This is a genomic window from Mycobacteriales bacterium (genome assembly GCA_035533475.1).
Lineage (GTDB): Bacteria > Actinomycetota > Actinomycetes > DATLTS01 > DATLTS01 > DATLTS01.
Window position 1 is genome coordinate 39,640 of record DATLTS010000053.1, and the last position, 13,680, is coordinate 53,319.

The following is a 13,680-nucleotide window of genomic DNA, read 5'->3' on the forward strand; positions in this document are numbered from 1 at the left end:
GTCACGTAGCCGCGCCCGCGGGGACGGCCGGTGCCCCGGATAGGACGGGCAAGTCGGTCGGGGGCCCATCGGTGAGGAGCCGCCAGACCGCACCGGTGTCGAGGTGGTCGGCGACGAGATCGCCGAGGGCGTCGAGCCGTGCCTGCCGGACGTCGGCGAACCGGCCGGTGCCGGCCACCCAGTGCCGACCGGTGCGGGCTGCCACGTCGGCGAGGAGGGCGCGCCGGAACCCGTCGCTTTCCAGCACGCCGTGCCACGAGGTGCCCCACACCGCGTCGAGCCGGCAGCCCTCCGCTTCGCCGGCGGTCTGGAACATCGGGTCGCCCCCGTACGCGGTCGTGCGCCCGTGGCGGATCTCGTAGCCGGTCACCGGGGCGTCGTCGTAGCCCGGGGCGGTGCCGACCGGCCGGGCCAAGGTCTTGTCCGCCGCGAAGACGGTGCGGGCTGGCAGCAGGGTGAGCCCGGCGACGGTCCCGGCGCCGCTTTCGATGTGGTCGACGATCTGCTCGCCGAGGATCTGGTAGCCGCCGCAGATGCCAAGCACCGGTCGGCCACGCTCCGCGCGGGCGGTGATCGCCACCGCCAGCCCGCGATCGTGCAGCCACCGCAGGTCGCTGACCGTGGCGCGGCTACCCGGAAGGACGACAAGGTCGGCGTCGGCCACCTCGGCCGGGCTGGTGACGAACCGGACGCTGACGCCGGGTTCGACGGCGAGCGCGTCGACGTCGGTGAAGTTCGACATCCGCGGGAGACGCACCACCGCGACGCGAAGCACGTCACGGTCGATCGGGGGCGCCTGTTCGGTCTGCCGGCTGTCGAGGTCGAGGGAGTCCTCGACGTCGAGCCACAGCCCGCCACGCCACGGCAGGACCCCGAGGGTGGGACGTCCGGTCAGCGCGGTGAGCATGTCGACGCCGGGGGCGAGCAAGGCCGGATCGCCGCGGAACTTGTTCACGACGAACCCGGCGACGAGCCGCTGGTCCGCCGGCTCGAGGAGTGCGAGGGTGCCGTAGAGCGCGGCGAAAAGGCCGCCGCGGTCGATGTCGCCGACGACCAGGACGGGCAGGTCGGCGGCCCGGGCGAGTCCCATGTTCGCGATGTCGCGGTCCCGCAGGTTTATCTCCGCGGGGCTACCTGCACCTTCGCAGATGACCACGTCGTAAAGACGGCGTAGTTCGGACAGGGCCTCCAGGACGATTTCGAGGAGGGCGGGTTTGAGATTCCGGTAGCTCATCGCGTCGACCTCAGCGACGGGTTGGCCGAGCACGACGACCTGGCTGTGCCGCTCCCCACCCGGTTTGAGCAGCACCGGGTTCATCGCCGCCCGCGGTTCGACCCCGGCTGCCGCGGCCTGCATCGCCTGCGCCCGGCCGATCTCGCCACCGTCGAGCGTGACGAAGGAGTTCAGCGACATGTTCTGCGCTTTGAACGGTGCGACGCGCACGCCTTGGCGGGACAGCCAGCGGCACAACCCGGCGGTCACCACGCTCTTGCCGGCGTCCGACGTCGTGCCAGCGACGAGCAGCGCGCCGCTCACCGCCGCCACCCGCCCCGCGTCAGCGCAGCCAGCAGCACCGCCGCCAGCCCGACCAGCCGGGAGAGCCGCACGGCTGCCTCGACATCGGCACACGTGGGCGTGCGGCCGTCGCCAAGCCAGCGCCGGTCCTGGACCCCGTAGGGGTAGCTGATGGTACCGCCAAGCCGGACGCCGAGGGCGCCGGCGAACGCCGCCTCGGGCCGGCCCGCGTTCGGACTCGGGTGGGCGTCGGCATCACGGAGCCAGGTCCGCCAGGCCTGTCCCGGTCGGCCGCCGACGAGCGGGGCGAGGACGACGGTCAGTGCGGCCGTCAGCCGGGCCGGGACCCAGTTCGCGACGTCGTCGAGTCGGGCGGCCGCGGCGCCGAACGCCTGGTAGCGCTCGCTGCGATGGCCGATCATGGCGTCCAGGGTGTTGACCGCCCGGTACCCGAGCAGTCCGGGCAGTCCGGCGAGCGCGCCGTAGACCAGCGGGCCGACGACCGCGTCGCTGGTGTTCTCGGCGACCGATTCCAGCACCCCTCGGAGCACACCCACGTCGTCGAGCGCCCTCGGGTCACGCCCGCAGAGCGCCGGCAGCGCCGCCCGGGCCGCCGGCAGGTCGCCGTCGCGGATCTGGGCACCGATCGCGCGGGCTTCGCGGCCGAGCGAGGTCGCGCCGACGGCGACCCAAGTGCCGGCGGCCATGACGGCGATCCGGCCACGCGGTACGACGCGCTCCATGAGCGCAGCGAGCCCGACGACGACGCCGACGCAGGTGGCCGTGTGCAACACGCCCGCGCGAATATCCGGTCGCCACAGCCCTGCTTCGAGGCGGCTGGCGGCGCGACCGAACCAAGCCACCGGGTGGCCCCGCGCGGGGTCGGCGAGCAGGGCGTCGACCGCCATCCCGAGCACCAGACCGCCGGCGCCGGCCAGGTCGCGCCGGCCGGAACGCACATCAGTGGCCACGGGGGTCAGGTGCGCACGTGCAGGCTCAGGCCAGGTGGGGTCGGACCGCTGTCAGGCCGGGTGGTGCGCATCGCCGCGTCCTCCCTCGGGGTCCGCGCCCCGGGTCGAAGGGACGACGACAGGAGTGTCCTGACTCCCGGATCGCTGCTTCCCTCGGCCTTCCAGCCGTTGCCGGCCGTGGCTTTCTCGAGGGTCGCTCCCCGGTCACAGTGGCGGGACCGCGCCGGATTCGCACCGGCTTCCTCCACTGTCGTCGCTAACCGGCCGAACCTACACCGGATACCCGGCCTCCCGGCAAGTCAGGCGGGCTGCCGCGGTCCCCCGCTGCTTACCGGGCGGCCGCCGCCAGCAGCGCCGCGGCGGTCCCGACTTCGCAGACGGCGCCGAACACGTCGCCGGTGACCCCCCCGAACCGGCGGATGGCCCGCCGCAGCAGGACCTCGGCGGCGAGTAGACCCGCAGCGAGCGCCACCTCGAGATGTACGGTCAACGCGAGGTGCCCCAACGCCGCGGGTACCGCGCACCCGCCAGTGACGACGGCGAGGAGGAACCCGGCCAGCGCGCGTGGGATCCCGCCCGCCACCTGGGCGCCCAGGCCGTCGACCCGGGCGCCCGGTATACCGGGCGTGCCGGCGCGCACCATGGCCAGCCGCCCCACGACGACCGCCAGCACGACGACCGGCACCCCCCGCCCCAAGGCCATCGACCTCGCCAGCGCGGCCACCTCCACGAGCAAAACGAGCACCAGAGCTGTCACGCCGAACGGGCCGATGTCCGAGCGCCGCATCACCGCCAGGGACTCCTCGGGCGCGCCCAACCGACCCAGGCCATCGGCCGTGTCGGCCAGGCCGTCCAGATGGAAACCGCGGGTGGACCAGGCGAGCACCGCCACAGTCACGGCGGCCGTCAAGAGGCCGCCGGCCGCCCCCGGCGCCAGCCACCGGCCCAGCGCCACCACGCCGGCCGCGAGCCAGCCCAACACCACACCGACCGCCGGCGCCCAGGCCAGCGCAGCCGACATCCCGTCCGGGCCGGCACGGCGAACCGGCACCCGGTAGGCGGTGAACAGACCTACGGCTAGGAGGAACCCGTCCCAAGCCCTCCGCCCGAGGTCGACGTCCGGGTCCGGCGCTGCGGCGGCGGGCTCGCTCATCAGCGCAGACGCTGCGGGATACCTGCCACGACCAACCACACCTCATCGGCTTGCCCGGCGAAGCGGGCGTTGAGAACGCCCAGCTCGTCGCGGAACATCCGACCGGCCCTGGTCTCCGGGACTACCCCCCAGCCCACCTCGTTGCTGACGGCCACCGCATGCGCCGTGGTGTCTCGCCACGCCTCCATAAGCGCCTCGATCCGCGCCGCGAGAGCCCCGGCGTGCCCGGGCCGGTCGTCCCAGGCCCCGCAATCGTCCATCGCCGCGGTGAGCCACAACGTCAAGCAGTCCACGAGCAGCGCACGCGGCGTGTTGCGCAGCTCCACGGCGACATCCGTCGTTTCCACGGTGCGCCAGCCGGGCGGCCGCCTGCTCCGATGATCGGCGATACGTGCCGCCCACTCCGGATCCTCGCCCGCGCGTCGCCCGGTCGCGCAGTAGACGACGTCGGCGTGCCCGCTCAACAGTGATTCGGCGTAGGCCGACTTCCCCGAACGCGCCCCCCCGAGAACCAGAACCCGACGGCCGCCTCGCTGGTCCGCCGCCGTTGGGTTCACAGGGCAGCACTCCTCCACTCGTCGCGACTCTCGGCGACGCTACGCGAAAATAGCTCACCTCGAAGCAGCCGCAACGAGGTGCCAGTCGAGGTTCCCCACGCTGTCCGCGGCCATGTCCAGTCCAAGGCTTCCGTGCGCACGTACAGATTGGTCCCTTGCTCGTGTACATTTAGGCTCATGGAAGTTGCGATCAGTTCCTTGCGGGCCGATCTCGCCTCGTGGGTGGATCGCGCACGTAGCGGGGAAGAGGTCGTGGTCACCGACCGCGGGGTGCCGGTCGCCCGACTCATTCCGATCGACACCGCCCCGATCATCGCGCGGCTGACCAGAGAAGGGTTGCTCGGTAGGTCACCGCAACGAGACAAGCCGACGGCGACCGGACGCCGCCGGGCGCCCACGAAGGGCCCGGTAGCAGACCTCGTGACTGACCAGCGCCGCTGAGCACGGTGGCGATCGTCTATTTCGACAGCAGCGCGTTCGTCAAACTCGTCGTCGAGGAGGACGGCAGCGAACTGGCCGCCGCGCTCTGGGACGGATGCGACGCCGCCGTCTCCAGCCGGCTGGCGTATCCCGAGGTTCGCGCTGCGCTCGCCGCCGCCGGTCGCCTCGGCCGACTGGCTGCCAAGGCTCAGCGTGATGCGGAGCAGGGCTGGGAGGAGTTCTGGGCGGCGACGCGTCCGGTGGAGCTCACGGAACGCGTGACACGCCACGCCGGCGACATCGCGCGCGAACATGCACTCCGCGGGGCGGACGCCGTGCACCTTGCCAGCGCCCTGGCACTCGAATCCCCGACCCTCGTCCTGGCCGTCTGGGATGGTCCGTTGCGCTCCGGCGCCCGAGCCGCTGGCATACGGATCGCCCCTGCATCCGACCCGGGCGCCTAGCGGCGCTCTGACTTTTCGGACCCCTCCAGGTTGACCGGAGTTCCCGGTGCTCGTGAAGGACTCTGCGGAGCTGCGGCGGTCCTCGACCACAAGGTCGGGATGATGGGCATCTCCTACGGAGCGATCAGCCAGCTGTTCACCGCGCAGACCCACCCGCCGGCGCTCGAGGCGATCTCGCCGCTCTCCACGATCGACGCGACGGCCACGACGCTCTACCCCGGTGGCGTCCTCAATACCGGATTCGCCGTCGCCTGGGCGAACCAGCGGCAGCAGGAGGCGGAGCCGGCCGGGCCCAACGGCGGACAGGCGTGGGCGTACCAGCGGATACAGCAAGGCGACCAGACGTGCAAGCAGAACCAGGTCCTGCACGGTGAGGCCGAGAACCTTCCGGCGACGATCCGGGCGAACGCGCATTACCGCCCCGCGGTCGCCGACCCGCTCGACCCGATCACGTTCGTCCACAAGATCAATGTGCCGGTGTTCATGGCGTGCCAGTGGGAGGACGAACAGACCGGCGGTCACTGCCCCGACCTCGCCTCGCATTTCACCGGGACCAAGCAAAAGTGGTTCACCTTCACGAACGGCGCACACATCGACTCACTCGACCCATACACCTATTCCCGTTGGTACGACTTCCTCGAGCTATTCGTCGCCCATCAAGCGCCGTTGCTCAACGCCGCCGTAACCGATGCCGCCGCTCCGGACATCTACCAGCAGGCGATGGGGCTTCCGAGCAACGACGTGGTCACGATGCCGCTCGACCCGATCCAAAGGATCCCGACGTACCCGGCTGCGTTGGCGGCCTTCGAGAAGTTGCCCGAGGTACGCGTACTGTTCGACAACGGCGCAGGCAGGTCGCCCTCAGACACGTTCACGGCAGGCAACCCGTACCCGGCCTTCGAGCAGTCGTTCTCGCAGTTTCCGATCCCGGGCACCATCGCTCGTCGCTGGTACCTAGGGCCGAACGGGACCCTCACCGAGAAGCGGCCTGCCAGCCACGGAGTCGACTGGTACAACTCCAACGCCCATGCGCTGCCGTTGACCGACTTCGGCAACAACACCGGCGGTGGGGGGCTGTGGGGCGACGCGGCCCAGTGGCAATGGAATTGGCGCCAAAACCCGTCCGGAACCGCGGTGTCCTACCTGACCGCGCCACTGAAGGCCAACACCACCGTTATCGGCGCCGGGGCCGTGGACCTCTGGGTCCGCTCCTCGACGCCGGACGTCGACCTGCAAGCCACGGTCAGCGAGGTTGATCCCGGCGGTCGCGAGACTTTCGTCCAGAACGGGTGGATCCGCGCCAGCGAGCGCCAACTGGCGACCGGACCGAACACATTCCTCGCCCAGCCGAGCACGCCGCTCGCTCCCGTTCCGAGCATGCTGGCCTCCGACGTGCGACCGATGCCCGAAAACCGGTTCGTGGAGGTCGTGATCCCGCTCTACTACGAAGGCCACGTGTACCGCGCTGGGACCCGGATCCGCGTGACGATCGCCGCCCCCAACGGCACCCAGCCAATCTGGTCATTCAGCCAGACCGAGCCAAACGGCACCGCGCGAGTCTCGATCGCCCTTTCCCCGAACATGCCGTCGAGCCTGATCCTGCCGGTCGTCCCGGGGGTGTCCGTTCCGACCGGCATCCCACCGTGTCCAAGCCTGCGAAACGAGGCATGCCGAACCTACGCGCCGCTCGTGAACCGCACCGCAACGGATTGACCGGTACGGCGACCTGCCCCTGGACCCTTCTCGCCCTTCAGCGCATACGGATTGCTCTCAAGAGCTCACCCGTGGGCGTCAAGACCGGTCTCGATTCGGGGCGCGGCCGCGACCCCGCGATACTGCAGCAACGACCTCCACAATCCGCCACACCGTTCGGGAGCCGAATGGTTGCGTTGCACTAGGCGGGCCGCCGGATTGTGTGGCTGGAGCCGAACTGACCCGGGTCCGGCCGCGGAACAATGGGCGGATTGCGACCTTGGGAGAGCATCAGGTGACCGACGTCCAGGCACTGCGCGACATGATCGAAGCCGAGCGGGTGCGTTTCGACGTGCCCGGAGTTGCCGTCGCGGTCGTCGTCGACGATGAGCTCGTGCTCGCCGAGGGCTTCGGCGTGCGGGATCGCGAGACCGGGGCGCCGGTGACACCCCAGACGCTGTTCCCGATCGCCTCTGACACGAAGTGCTTCACCGCAGCGATGCTGTGCTCGCTCGCCGACGAGGGGGTCCTCGACCTGGACGCCCCGGTAAGGAGCTACATCCCCTGGTTCGCCATGAACGACCCACACGCCAGCGAGTTGGTGAGCACGCGGGACCTGCTCAGCCACCGAACCGGGCTGCCCCGCCACGACTTCGTCTGGTACGGGGAAACCGACCTCGACCTCGAAGACGTCGTGCGAGCGCTGCCTCACCTGGCCTCGAACAAGCAGCTTCGCCAGGCCTGGCAGTACAACAACCTCGCGTACAGCACCGCCGGCTACCTCACCGAACAGCTCACCGGTCAGGCATGGGTCCAGGCCGTCCGCACGCGCCTGCTCGAGCCGCTCGGGATGAAGTCGACTGTCTTCTCCGCGCGCGCAGCCGCGGACGGCGATTACGCCTTCCCCTATAACAAGGTTGCGGGCGAGTTGACCCGCCAGGTCCTGCCGGCTGACTCGAAGCTCGGCCCACCGGGCGGCATCGTGTCGAACGTCGAGGACCTGTCGCGGTGGGTGCTGGCCCGGCTGGGCAAGGAGGTCGAAGGGGCGCGACCGCTCTCGGATACGGCGCTCACCCAACTGCACTCCCCCGCCATGGTCGGCGGCGTCGGGGGGATCGAGTTCAGCGAACGCCAACCCATGGGCTACGCCCTCGGCTGCCAGGTCGAGAGCTACCGCGGGCATCGAATAGTGAGACATGGAGGCAACCTCGTCGGCTACTCCTCCGACGTGTGCATCGCGCCCGACCTGGGTGCGGCTGTCGTGGTGTTGACGAACATGCACGGGACGGCTCTGCGAGACGCGGTACCCCTGATGGTGCTCGACCACGTCCTGGGCATAGATCCGGTGGCCTGGGGGGAGCGCTACCACACCCTGATGACCGCGATGCTCGAAGGTAAGGCGGCGGCGACCGAGCACCGCGCTGAGGCTGCCCTCGGGCGACCCCCGACCCGTCGGCTGGACGAGTTTGCCGGGCGCTATCACCATCCTGCCTACGGCACGCTCACCCTGACGGCCGCAGGCGATCGGCTGGCCGTCGACTTTCATGGGCTCGCGGACCGTATCTCGGTGAGCCATCGCGACCGCGATGTGTGGGATCTCAACCTTCTCGAGTTCGAGTTGAGCGTCCCCCTGGTCTTCCGCACCGGGTCGGACGCCGAGGTGACCGGCCTTTCCATCCCGATCGAGCCGCTCGTCGACCCGGTCGCGTTCACCAAGTCCGCGCCTCCGGTCTCCCCCGGTTTGCTCGAACGCATCTCCGGGTCCTACACGTTCGGTCCGCTAACTGCGCAGGTTCGGGTCGTCGAGGGCAACATCGAGGTGTCGATCCCCGGTGCCCCGAAGCTGCCGCTGGCTCCCCTCGGCGGCAACGCGTTCCGCTCACCGGCCATGTCGACGGTCCGGGCCGAGTTCGAGCGAGCCGAGGATGGCGCGGTCACCAGGCTGGTCATCGAACCGATCGGGATCTTCACCAAGGACGACCGAACCCAATAACTCGGCGGTCACGCCAGCCGGGCGGTTTCGGTCGCAAGCCGAAGGCCGTTCTCCGTCCGCGCCAGCCAGCCGATGATGCGGGTAACTGCCTGACCACCAGCTGCTCGGTACGCGCGGCGCGTGGAAGCTCATCGGGCTGGAGGTTCAGCTCCGTGCGGGCTCGGCTCCGCGCGGACCGGCCGGCCGGGCAGCGCGTCGGTGACGAGCTCCCCGTCGCAGATGACGAAGCGGCCGTTGACGAGGACCTGGTCGACCCCGTTGGACGTGAGCGAACTCGCGGCATAGGTCGCCCGGTCGGTTATCCGGTCCGGATCGAAGACGACGAGGTCCGCATCACAGCCGACCTGCACGCGCCCCTTCGACCGCATCTGCGGCGCGCAGTCCTCGAGCAGCCGGGCCGGCAGGTAGCTGCTGCGGCGGATCACCTCGGCGACGGACAGCGCCCCTTCCTCCCGGGTCATCAACCGCAGGGCCCGGGCGAACGTTCCGGCCGACCGCGGGTGGGTCACCGCCTCTGCCGGCAGCGGCCAGCGGTATGGATCGCCCGCCCCGCCCGGCCAGGTCAGCGGCATCGCGTCGCTGGCCACGACCGCGTCGGGGAACGCCAGGGCCCGCACCAGGTAGCCGCGGTCGACCGGATCTAACTCATCGAGGAAATCGACGGTCACGAGCCCGCCCGGGTCACTGACCCGAAGGGCGGCCAGCCGCTCGGCCGTGGCGACGCGTTCGCCGGTCTTCAGGTAGGTCAGCGACGACGGCTCCAGCCCCCAGGTGGCCAGCCGCTCCGGAGCGAGGAACGTGGCGCCGATGCCGGTCATGCCGGAGCCGTAAGGGTATGCCTCCGTGGAGAGCCGGGCGCCGGCCCGGCGGACGCGGTCGACCAGCGCCAGCACCTCGTCGACCCGGCGCCGCGAGGTGCTGTTGACGTGGCAGTAGTGCATCGCCGCACCGGTCTCGGCGGCGGCTCGGACGATTTCCTCGGCGCCGTCGATCAGCGTCGCCGGGTCGTCCTTTGCGAGCTCGCGCGCGTGGGTGTAGGTCGGCGTTCCGGCCATCGCCGCAAGTCGGGCGAGGTCGAGGTATTCCGCCGGGTCGGCGCTGGGTGCGTAGCCGACGATGATGCCGATGCCCAACGCTCCGTCGGCGAGGTCGGCCGTGAGGTGCCCGCGGATCTCCGCGAGTTCCCGGACGGTGGCCGCACGCTGCCAGGCCGGGTCCGCGATGTGGCCGAGGACCGTGCCGAGCCGCCCGTCGGCGACGATCCCGGCGAGGACCGACATCCGCGCGGCCGCCCAGGAGGCGGAGTACCCGTAGTTGATCGGCCGGCCCTCGTCCGCGGCCCGGCGGTACGCGTGGCCCACCGGGTGGGCTCCGGCTTCGAGGTCCAGGGCGGTGGTGACACCGTCGAATGCCTGCAGCCGGCCTCCGGCGACGTCCCCGGCGTGGCTGTGCAGATCGATGAAACCCGGGGCGACGATCCGCTCGCTCGCGTCCACCGTGAGCCGGGTGTCCGGAAGCGGATCCTCGCTGACCGCGGTAATCCGGCCCCCGGTCACGCCGACGTGACGCGGCGCATCCAATCCGGTTTCGGAGTCGATCACCCGGCCGCCGGCGAGGACCAGGTCGAAGGTCACTGTGGTCTAAGGGTTTCGACCGCGGTCGTCGCGTCGGCCAGCCGTTCCGGCAGCGGCTCGACGCCGAGGCCGGGGCCGGTCGGCACGTCCAGGTGCCCGTCGCGCATCACCAACGGAGCCGTGATGTCGGCGCTGAAGAACCGATCCGATCCGGACACGTCACCAGGCAGGGTGAACTCCGGCAGTGCGGCCAGCGCCGCGTTCGCCGCCCGCCCGAGACCGGTCTCCACCATGCCGCCGCACCACACCGGCACGCCGTGCGCAGCGCAGACCGCGGCGACCCGGCGCGCCTCGAGGTAGCCACCGACCCGTCCGGGCTTGACGTTGACGATCGCGCACGCGCCGGCCGCGATGGCATCTGCGGCGGCCCGGGCCGAGGTGATGGTCTCGTCGAGGCAGATCGGGGTCCGCACCAGCTTCGCGAGCGCGGCGTGGCCGCGGACGTCGTCCTCGGCGAGTGGCTGCTCGATGAGCAACAGGTCGAACGGATCCAGCCGGGCCAGCTGCGGGGCGTCGCGCAACTCGTAGGCGGTGTTGGCGTCGACCTGCAACAAGATGTCCCCGAAACGCTCCCGCACCGCGCGGACCGGTTCGACGTCCCAACCCGGCTCGATCTTCAGTTTGATCCGCACGTAGCCCGCGGCCAGGTAGGCGTCGACCGCGTCGAGCAATTGCGGAACCGAGTCCATGATGCCCACTGACACCCCCGATGGGACCCGGTCGCGAACGGCTCCGAGATACGCGGCCAGTGGGAGCCCCGCCGCCCGAAGCTCCGCGTCGAGCACCGCCATCTCCAGCGCCGCCTTGGCCATCGGGTGGCCCTTGACCGCGGTCAAGGCGGTGGCGACCCGCGCACCGGTGAGGTCCGGCGCGGTGAATAGGCGCGGGGCGAGGAACTCCCGGATCACGTGCTGCGCCCCGTCGACGTATTCCGGGGAGTAGGCCGGGTCGGCCAGGGCCACGCATTCACCCCAGCCCTCCGCGTCCGGAGTGAGGGCCTTCACGAGCAGCGCGTCCTTGGTCGTCTGCACTCCGAACGACGTGCGGAAGGGTGTGACCAACGGCAAAGCGACCCGCCGCAATTCCAGCGCCACCAGTTTCATTGCGGACCTCCTCCATCACGCCATGCCTGCTGACCGCAGACTGCCCTATAACGAGGGCTCCGTGGGTTGGCCGTCTCGACGAGAACGGCCGTGGGCTCTCGGCGGGCTCGACGAGCCCGCCGAGGTCGTTAGAGCCGAAGATGGAACGGTGAGTACCCGGGCACGTCTCGTTGACGAGCTGGCTGCGCTCGTGGGTTGTGAATCAGGGTCGACCGATCTCGCGGCGCTGGAGACCTGCGCCGGGCTGGTCGACGACGTCGGTGCCGGGTGGGTCGGGAGGTCCGCGGAACGGCACATGGTCGAGGGCCGCACGCACCTGCGGTGGCGTTTCGGCGCGACGCGGGTGCTGCTGCTCGGCCACTACGACACGGTGTGGCCCACGGGAACGCTGGCCGGCTGGCCGTTCGCGGTCGACGGCGATCGGGCCACGGGTCCGGGCATCTTCGACATGAAGGCCGGGATCATTCAGCTGTTCGCGGCGCTCGGGGATCGCGACGACCTGGACGGCGTCAGCGTGTTGCTTACCGCGGACGAGGAGCTGGGTTCGCCGTCGTCGCGGTCGCTGATCGAGGACACGGCACGGGACGCCGAGGCGGCCCTCGTCCTGGAACCCAGCGCGGGCGGGGCGCTCAAACTTGCCCGCAAGGGGGTGTCCCTGTACACGGTTCGCACCCTCGGTCGGGCGGCCCATGCCGGCCTCGAGCCGGAGCGCGGGGTGAACGCGGGGCTCGAACTCGCCCATCAGCTGATCGCGATCGCCGGGCTCGGTCGTGCAGAGGTGGGGACGACGGTGACCCCGACGGTGCTCGCGGGTGGAACCACATCGAACACCGTGCCGGCCGCCGCCACGGTTGCGGTCGATGTCCGGGCGACGAGTGAGGGCGAACAGCAGCGCGTCGACTCGGCCCTGCGGGCACTGGCACCGGTGCTGACCGGGGCGGGTGTCGAGGTGTCCGGCGGCCCGAACCGGCCGCCCCTCGAGGCCAACGCGTCGAGCGCGCTGTTCGCCCTGGCCGGTGAGGTCGCTCACGCGCTCGGCATGGGTCCACTCGAAGGTGTCGCCGTCGGCGGCGGGTCGGACGGGAACTTCACCGCCGGACTGGGTGTGCCGACCCTAGATGGGCTCGGGGCGGTCGGTGACCATGCCCACGCCGAGGGTGAATGGGTCTCCGTCGACGCGATGGTGGCGCGATCCGCCCTGGTCGGTGAGCTGGTGGCTCGGTTGCTCCGTTAGCCGACCGGTGTCGGCTTCCCGGGCTGACATACCCGGCAGGACCGCAATTCCGCGGCCACCGCCTGGGCCCCGGTCACCGCGGTCGCGTCGTCGCGAGCCGCGACGAGTCGGCAGGTCGCCTCGTGCAAGGTCGACCCGAGTCTGACGCGACCCGGCGTGGCGCGGCTGGTCGTGTGCCGGCGGCGAAGGGCCTCGGCGAGCAGACCCGTCGTGCGCACGATGGTGTCGATTTCGACCCGGCGGGCGGCAGCCTCGCGCCGCTGGAGATGGGTGGTCAAAAGCGCGAGGCCAGCGGCCACCAGCGCCGCCCCACCCAGGCCGGCGGAAACGAGGAACGGGAATTGGATGGACACATACAAGGTGGCCGCGACACCGCGCCAGGCAAGCGCGATGCCGGTGAAGCCGGCGAGCACGATGCCCAGCAGGACGAGCGCTGCCCGGATCCCGGGGTCGGCGAGCGCCGCTGAGCAGGACGGCCGGGTCCGCGGTCGCGTCACCGGCCGGCGGAGGTGTCGTCGAGCTCGGCCTTGAGCTCGTCGAGGATGCCGGTCAGGCGTTCGAGCTGACGAGTCCGCTCGGCCGAGTCCTGCCGTTTCGCTGCCACGTTGATCGTGACCAGGCCGACCATCACCAACCCGAGGCCGGTGAAGCCGCCGGAGACGAGATAGGGTATCTGTAGGCCCACGTTGAGCGTTCCCGCGACCTCGGACCAGGCGACGCCGATCAGGGTGAACCCGATCATCACCGCAAGGACTCCCGCGTAGGTGAGCAGGTGCGACGCGGGATCGAGCAGGAAAGCCAAGCGACTGCGCCCGGACGCCTGGGCGAGCGGCTTCCCGCCATAGTCGGCGAGGTTGGACAGGGCCGGGGATACGAGGACGTCGGTCATCGCAGCCTCCTCTTCGGGTCGAACCCCGGATGGGGCGGGGCGACGTGTCTTCAC

Annotated in this window: 13 protein-coding genes and 1 riboswitch; of the genes, 5 read left to right on the plus strand and 8 right to left on the minus strand. The window is 70.8% G+C overall.

Features of this window, described 5'->3' with window-relative positions; genetic code table 11:
- Position 1: 1 nt before the first annotated feature.
- From VNG13_13510 to cobU, 4 genes are all read right to left on the minus strand, one after another.
- On the minus strand, positions 2–1,537 hold the full coding sequence (locus VNG13_13510; protein HVA61535.1) for a cobyric acid synthase: 1,536 nt from the start codon (positions 1,535–1,537) through the stop codon (positions 2–4).
- Positions 1,534–2,487: a cobalamin biosynthesis protein gene (locus VNG13_13515; protein HVA61536.1), complete on the minus strand. Its 954-nt coding sequence runs from the start codon at positions 2,485–2,487 to the stop codon at positions 1,534–1,536. The genes VNG13_13510 and VNG13_13515 overlap by 4 nt, the downstream gene beginning before the upstream one ends.
- Positions 2,488–2,590: 103 nt before the next feature.
- Positions 2,591–2,776: riboswitch (cobalamin riboswitch) on the minus strand.
- A 39-nt stretch (positions 2,777–2,815) separates the two neighbouring features.
- Complete coding sequence (locus VNG13_13520; protein HVA61537.1) at positions 2,816–3,640, minus strand: adenosylcobinamide-GDP ribazoletransferase; 825 nt, start codon at positions 3,638–3,640, stop codon at positions 2,816–2,818.
- On the minus strand, positions 3,640–4,197 hold the full coding sequence (gene cobU, locus VNG13_13525; protein HVA61538.1) for a bifunctional adenosylcobinamide kinase/adenosylcobinamide-phosphate guanylyltransferase: 558 nt from the start codon (positions 4,195–4,197) through the stop codon (positions 3,640–3,642). Before cobU ends, VNG13_13520 begins: the two co-directional genes overlap by 1 nt.
- Positions 4,198–4,374: 177 nt before the next feature.
- Between cobU and VNG13_13530 the strand changes: the two genes are divergently transcribed.
- From VNG13_13530 to VNG13_13545, 4 genes are all read left to right on the plus strand, one after another.
- Complete coding sequence (locus VNG13_13530; GenBank protein HVA61539.1) at positions 4,375–4,638, plus strand: type II toxin-antitoxin system prevent-host-death family antitoxin; 264 nt, start codon at positions 4,375–4,377, stop codon at positions 4,636–4,638.
- Between the two features lie 5 nt (positions 4,639–4,643).
- Positions 4,644–5,081, plus strand: coding sequence for a type II toxin-antitoxin system VapC family toxin (locus VNG13_13535; GenBank protein HVA61540.1), 438 nt, complete (start codon positions 4,644–4,646; stop codon positions 5,079–5,081).
- A 30-nt stretch (positions 5,082–5,111) separates the two neighbouring features.
- Positions 5,112–6,794 (plus strand): CocE/NonD family hydrolase C-terminal non-catalytic domain-containing protein, encoded by a 1,683-nt coding sequence (locus VNG13_13540; protein ID HVA61541.1) that lies wholly within the window; start codon positions 5,112–5,114, stop codon positions 6,792–6,794.
- 274 nt (positions 6,795–7,068) lie between these two features.
- Positions 7,069–8,766 carry a serine hydrolase gene (locus VNG13_13545; protein ID HVA61542.1) on the plus strand — a complete coding sequence of 566 codons (1,698 nt, stop codon included), beginning with the start codon at positions 7,069–7,071 and terminating at the stop codon, positions 8,764–8,766.
- 128 nt (positions 8,767–8,894) lie between these two features.
- Here the strand turns inward: VNG13_13545 and VNG13_13550 are convergent, their stop codons facing one another.
- Both VNG13_13550 and menC read right to left on the minus strand, forming a co-directional pair.
- Complete coding sequence (locus VNG13_13550; GenBank protein ID HVA61543.1) at positions 8,895–10,400, minus strand: amidohydrolase family protein; 1,506 nt, start codon at positions 10,398–10,400, stop codon at positions 8,895–8,897.
- Positions 10,397–11,503, minus strand: coding sequence for an o-succinylbenzoate synthase (menC, locus tag VNG13_13555; GenBank protein ID HVA61544.1), 1,107 nt, complete (start codon positions 11,501–11,503; stop codon positions 10,397–10,399). The genes VNG13_13550 and menC overlap by 4 nt, the downstream gene beginning before the upstream one ends.
- A 148-nt stretch (positions 11,504–11,651) precedes the next feature.
- Between menC and VNG13_13560 the strand changes: the two genes are divergently transcribed.
- A complete protein-coding gene (locus VNG13_13560; protein ID HVA61545.1) occupies positions 11,652–12,737 on the plus strand; it encodes a M20 family metallopeptidase in 1,086 nt (361 codons plus the stop codon).
- On the opposite strand, the gene VNG13_13565 is transcribed toward VNG13_13560, so the two are convergent.
- Positions 12,734–13,234: a hypothetical protein gene (locus VNG13_13565; protein HVA61546.1), complete on the minus strand. Its 501-nt coding sequence runs from the start codon at positions 13,232–13,234 to the stop codon at positions 12,734–12,736. The two genes, VNG13_13560 and VNG13_13565, sit on opposite strands and share 4 nt — an antisense overlap.
- The gene (locus tag VNG13_13570) at positions 13,231–13,626 is read right to left on the minus strand and encodes a hypothetical protein (GenBank protein ID HVA61547.1); all 396 of its coding nucleotides are present in this window, start codon (positions 13,624–13,626) and stop codon (positions 13,231–13,233) included. Before VNG13_13570 ends, VNG13_13565 begins: the two co-directional genes overlap by 4 nt.
- Positions 13,627–13,680 lie beyond the last annotated feature (54 nt).

Excerpts from the sequence above, each read along its gene's own strand:
- VNG13_13520 (HVA61537.1), bottom strand. The coding sequence starts at position 3,640 with ATGAGCGAGCCCGCCGCCGCAGCGCCGGACCCGGACGTCGACCTCGGG.
- VNG13_13530 (HVA61539.1), top strand. The coding sequence starts at position 4,375 with ATGGAAGTTGCGATCAGTTCCTTGCGGGCCGATCTCGCCTCGTGGGTG.
- menC (HVA61544.1), bottom strand. The coding sequence starts at position 11,503 with ATGAAACTGGTGGCGCTGGAATTGCGGCGGGTCGCTTTGCCGTTGGTC.
- VNG13_13570 (HVA61547.1), bottom strand. The coding sequence starts at position 13,626 with ATGACCGACGTCCTCGTATCCCCGGCCCTGTCCAACCTCGCCGACTAT.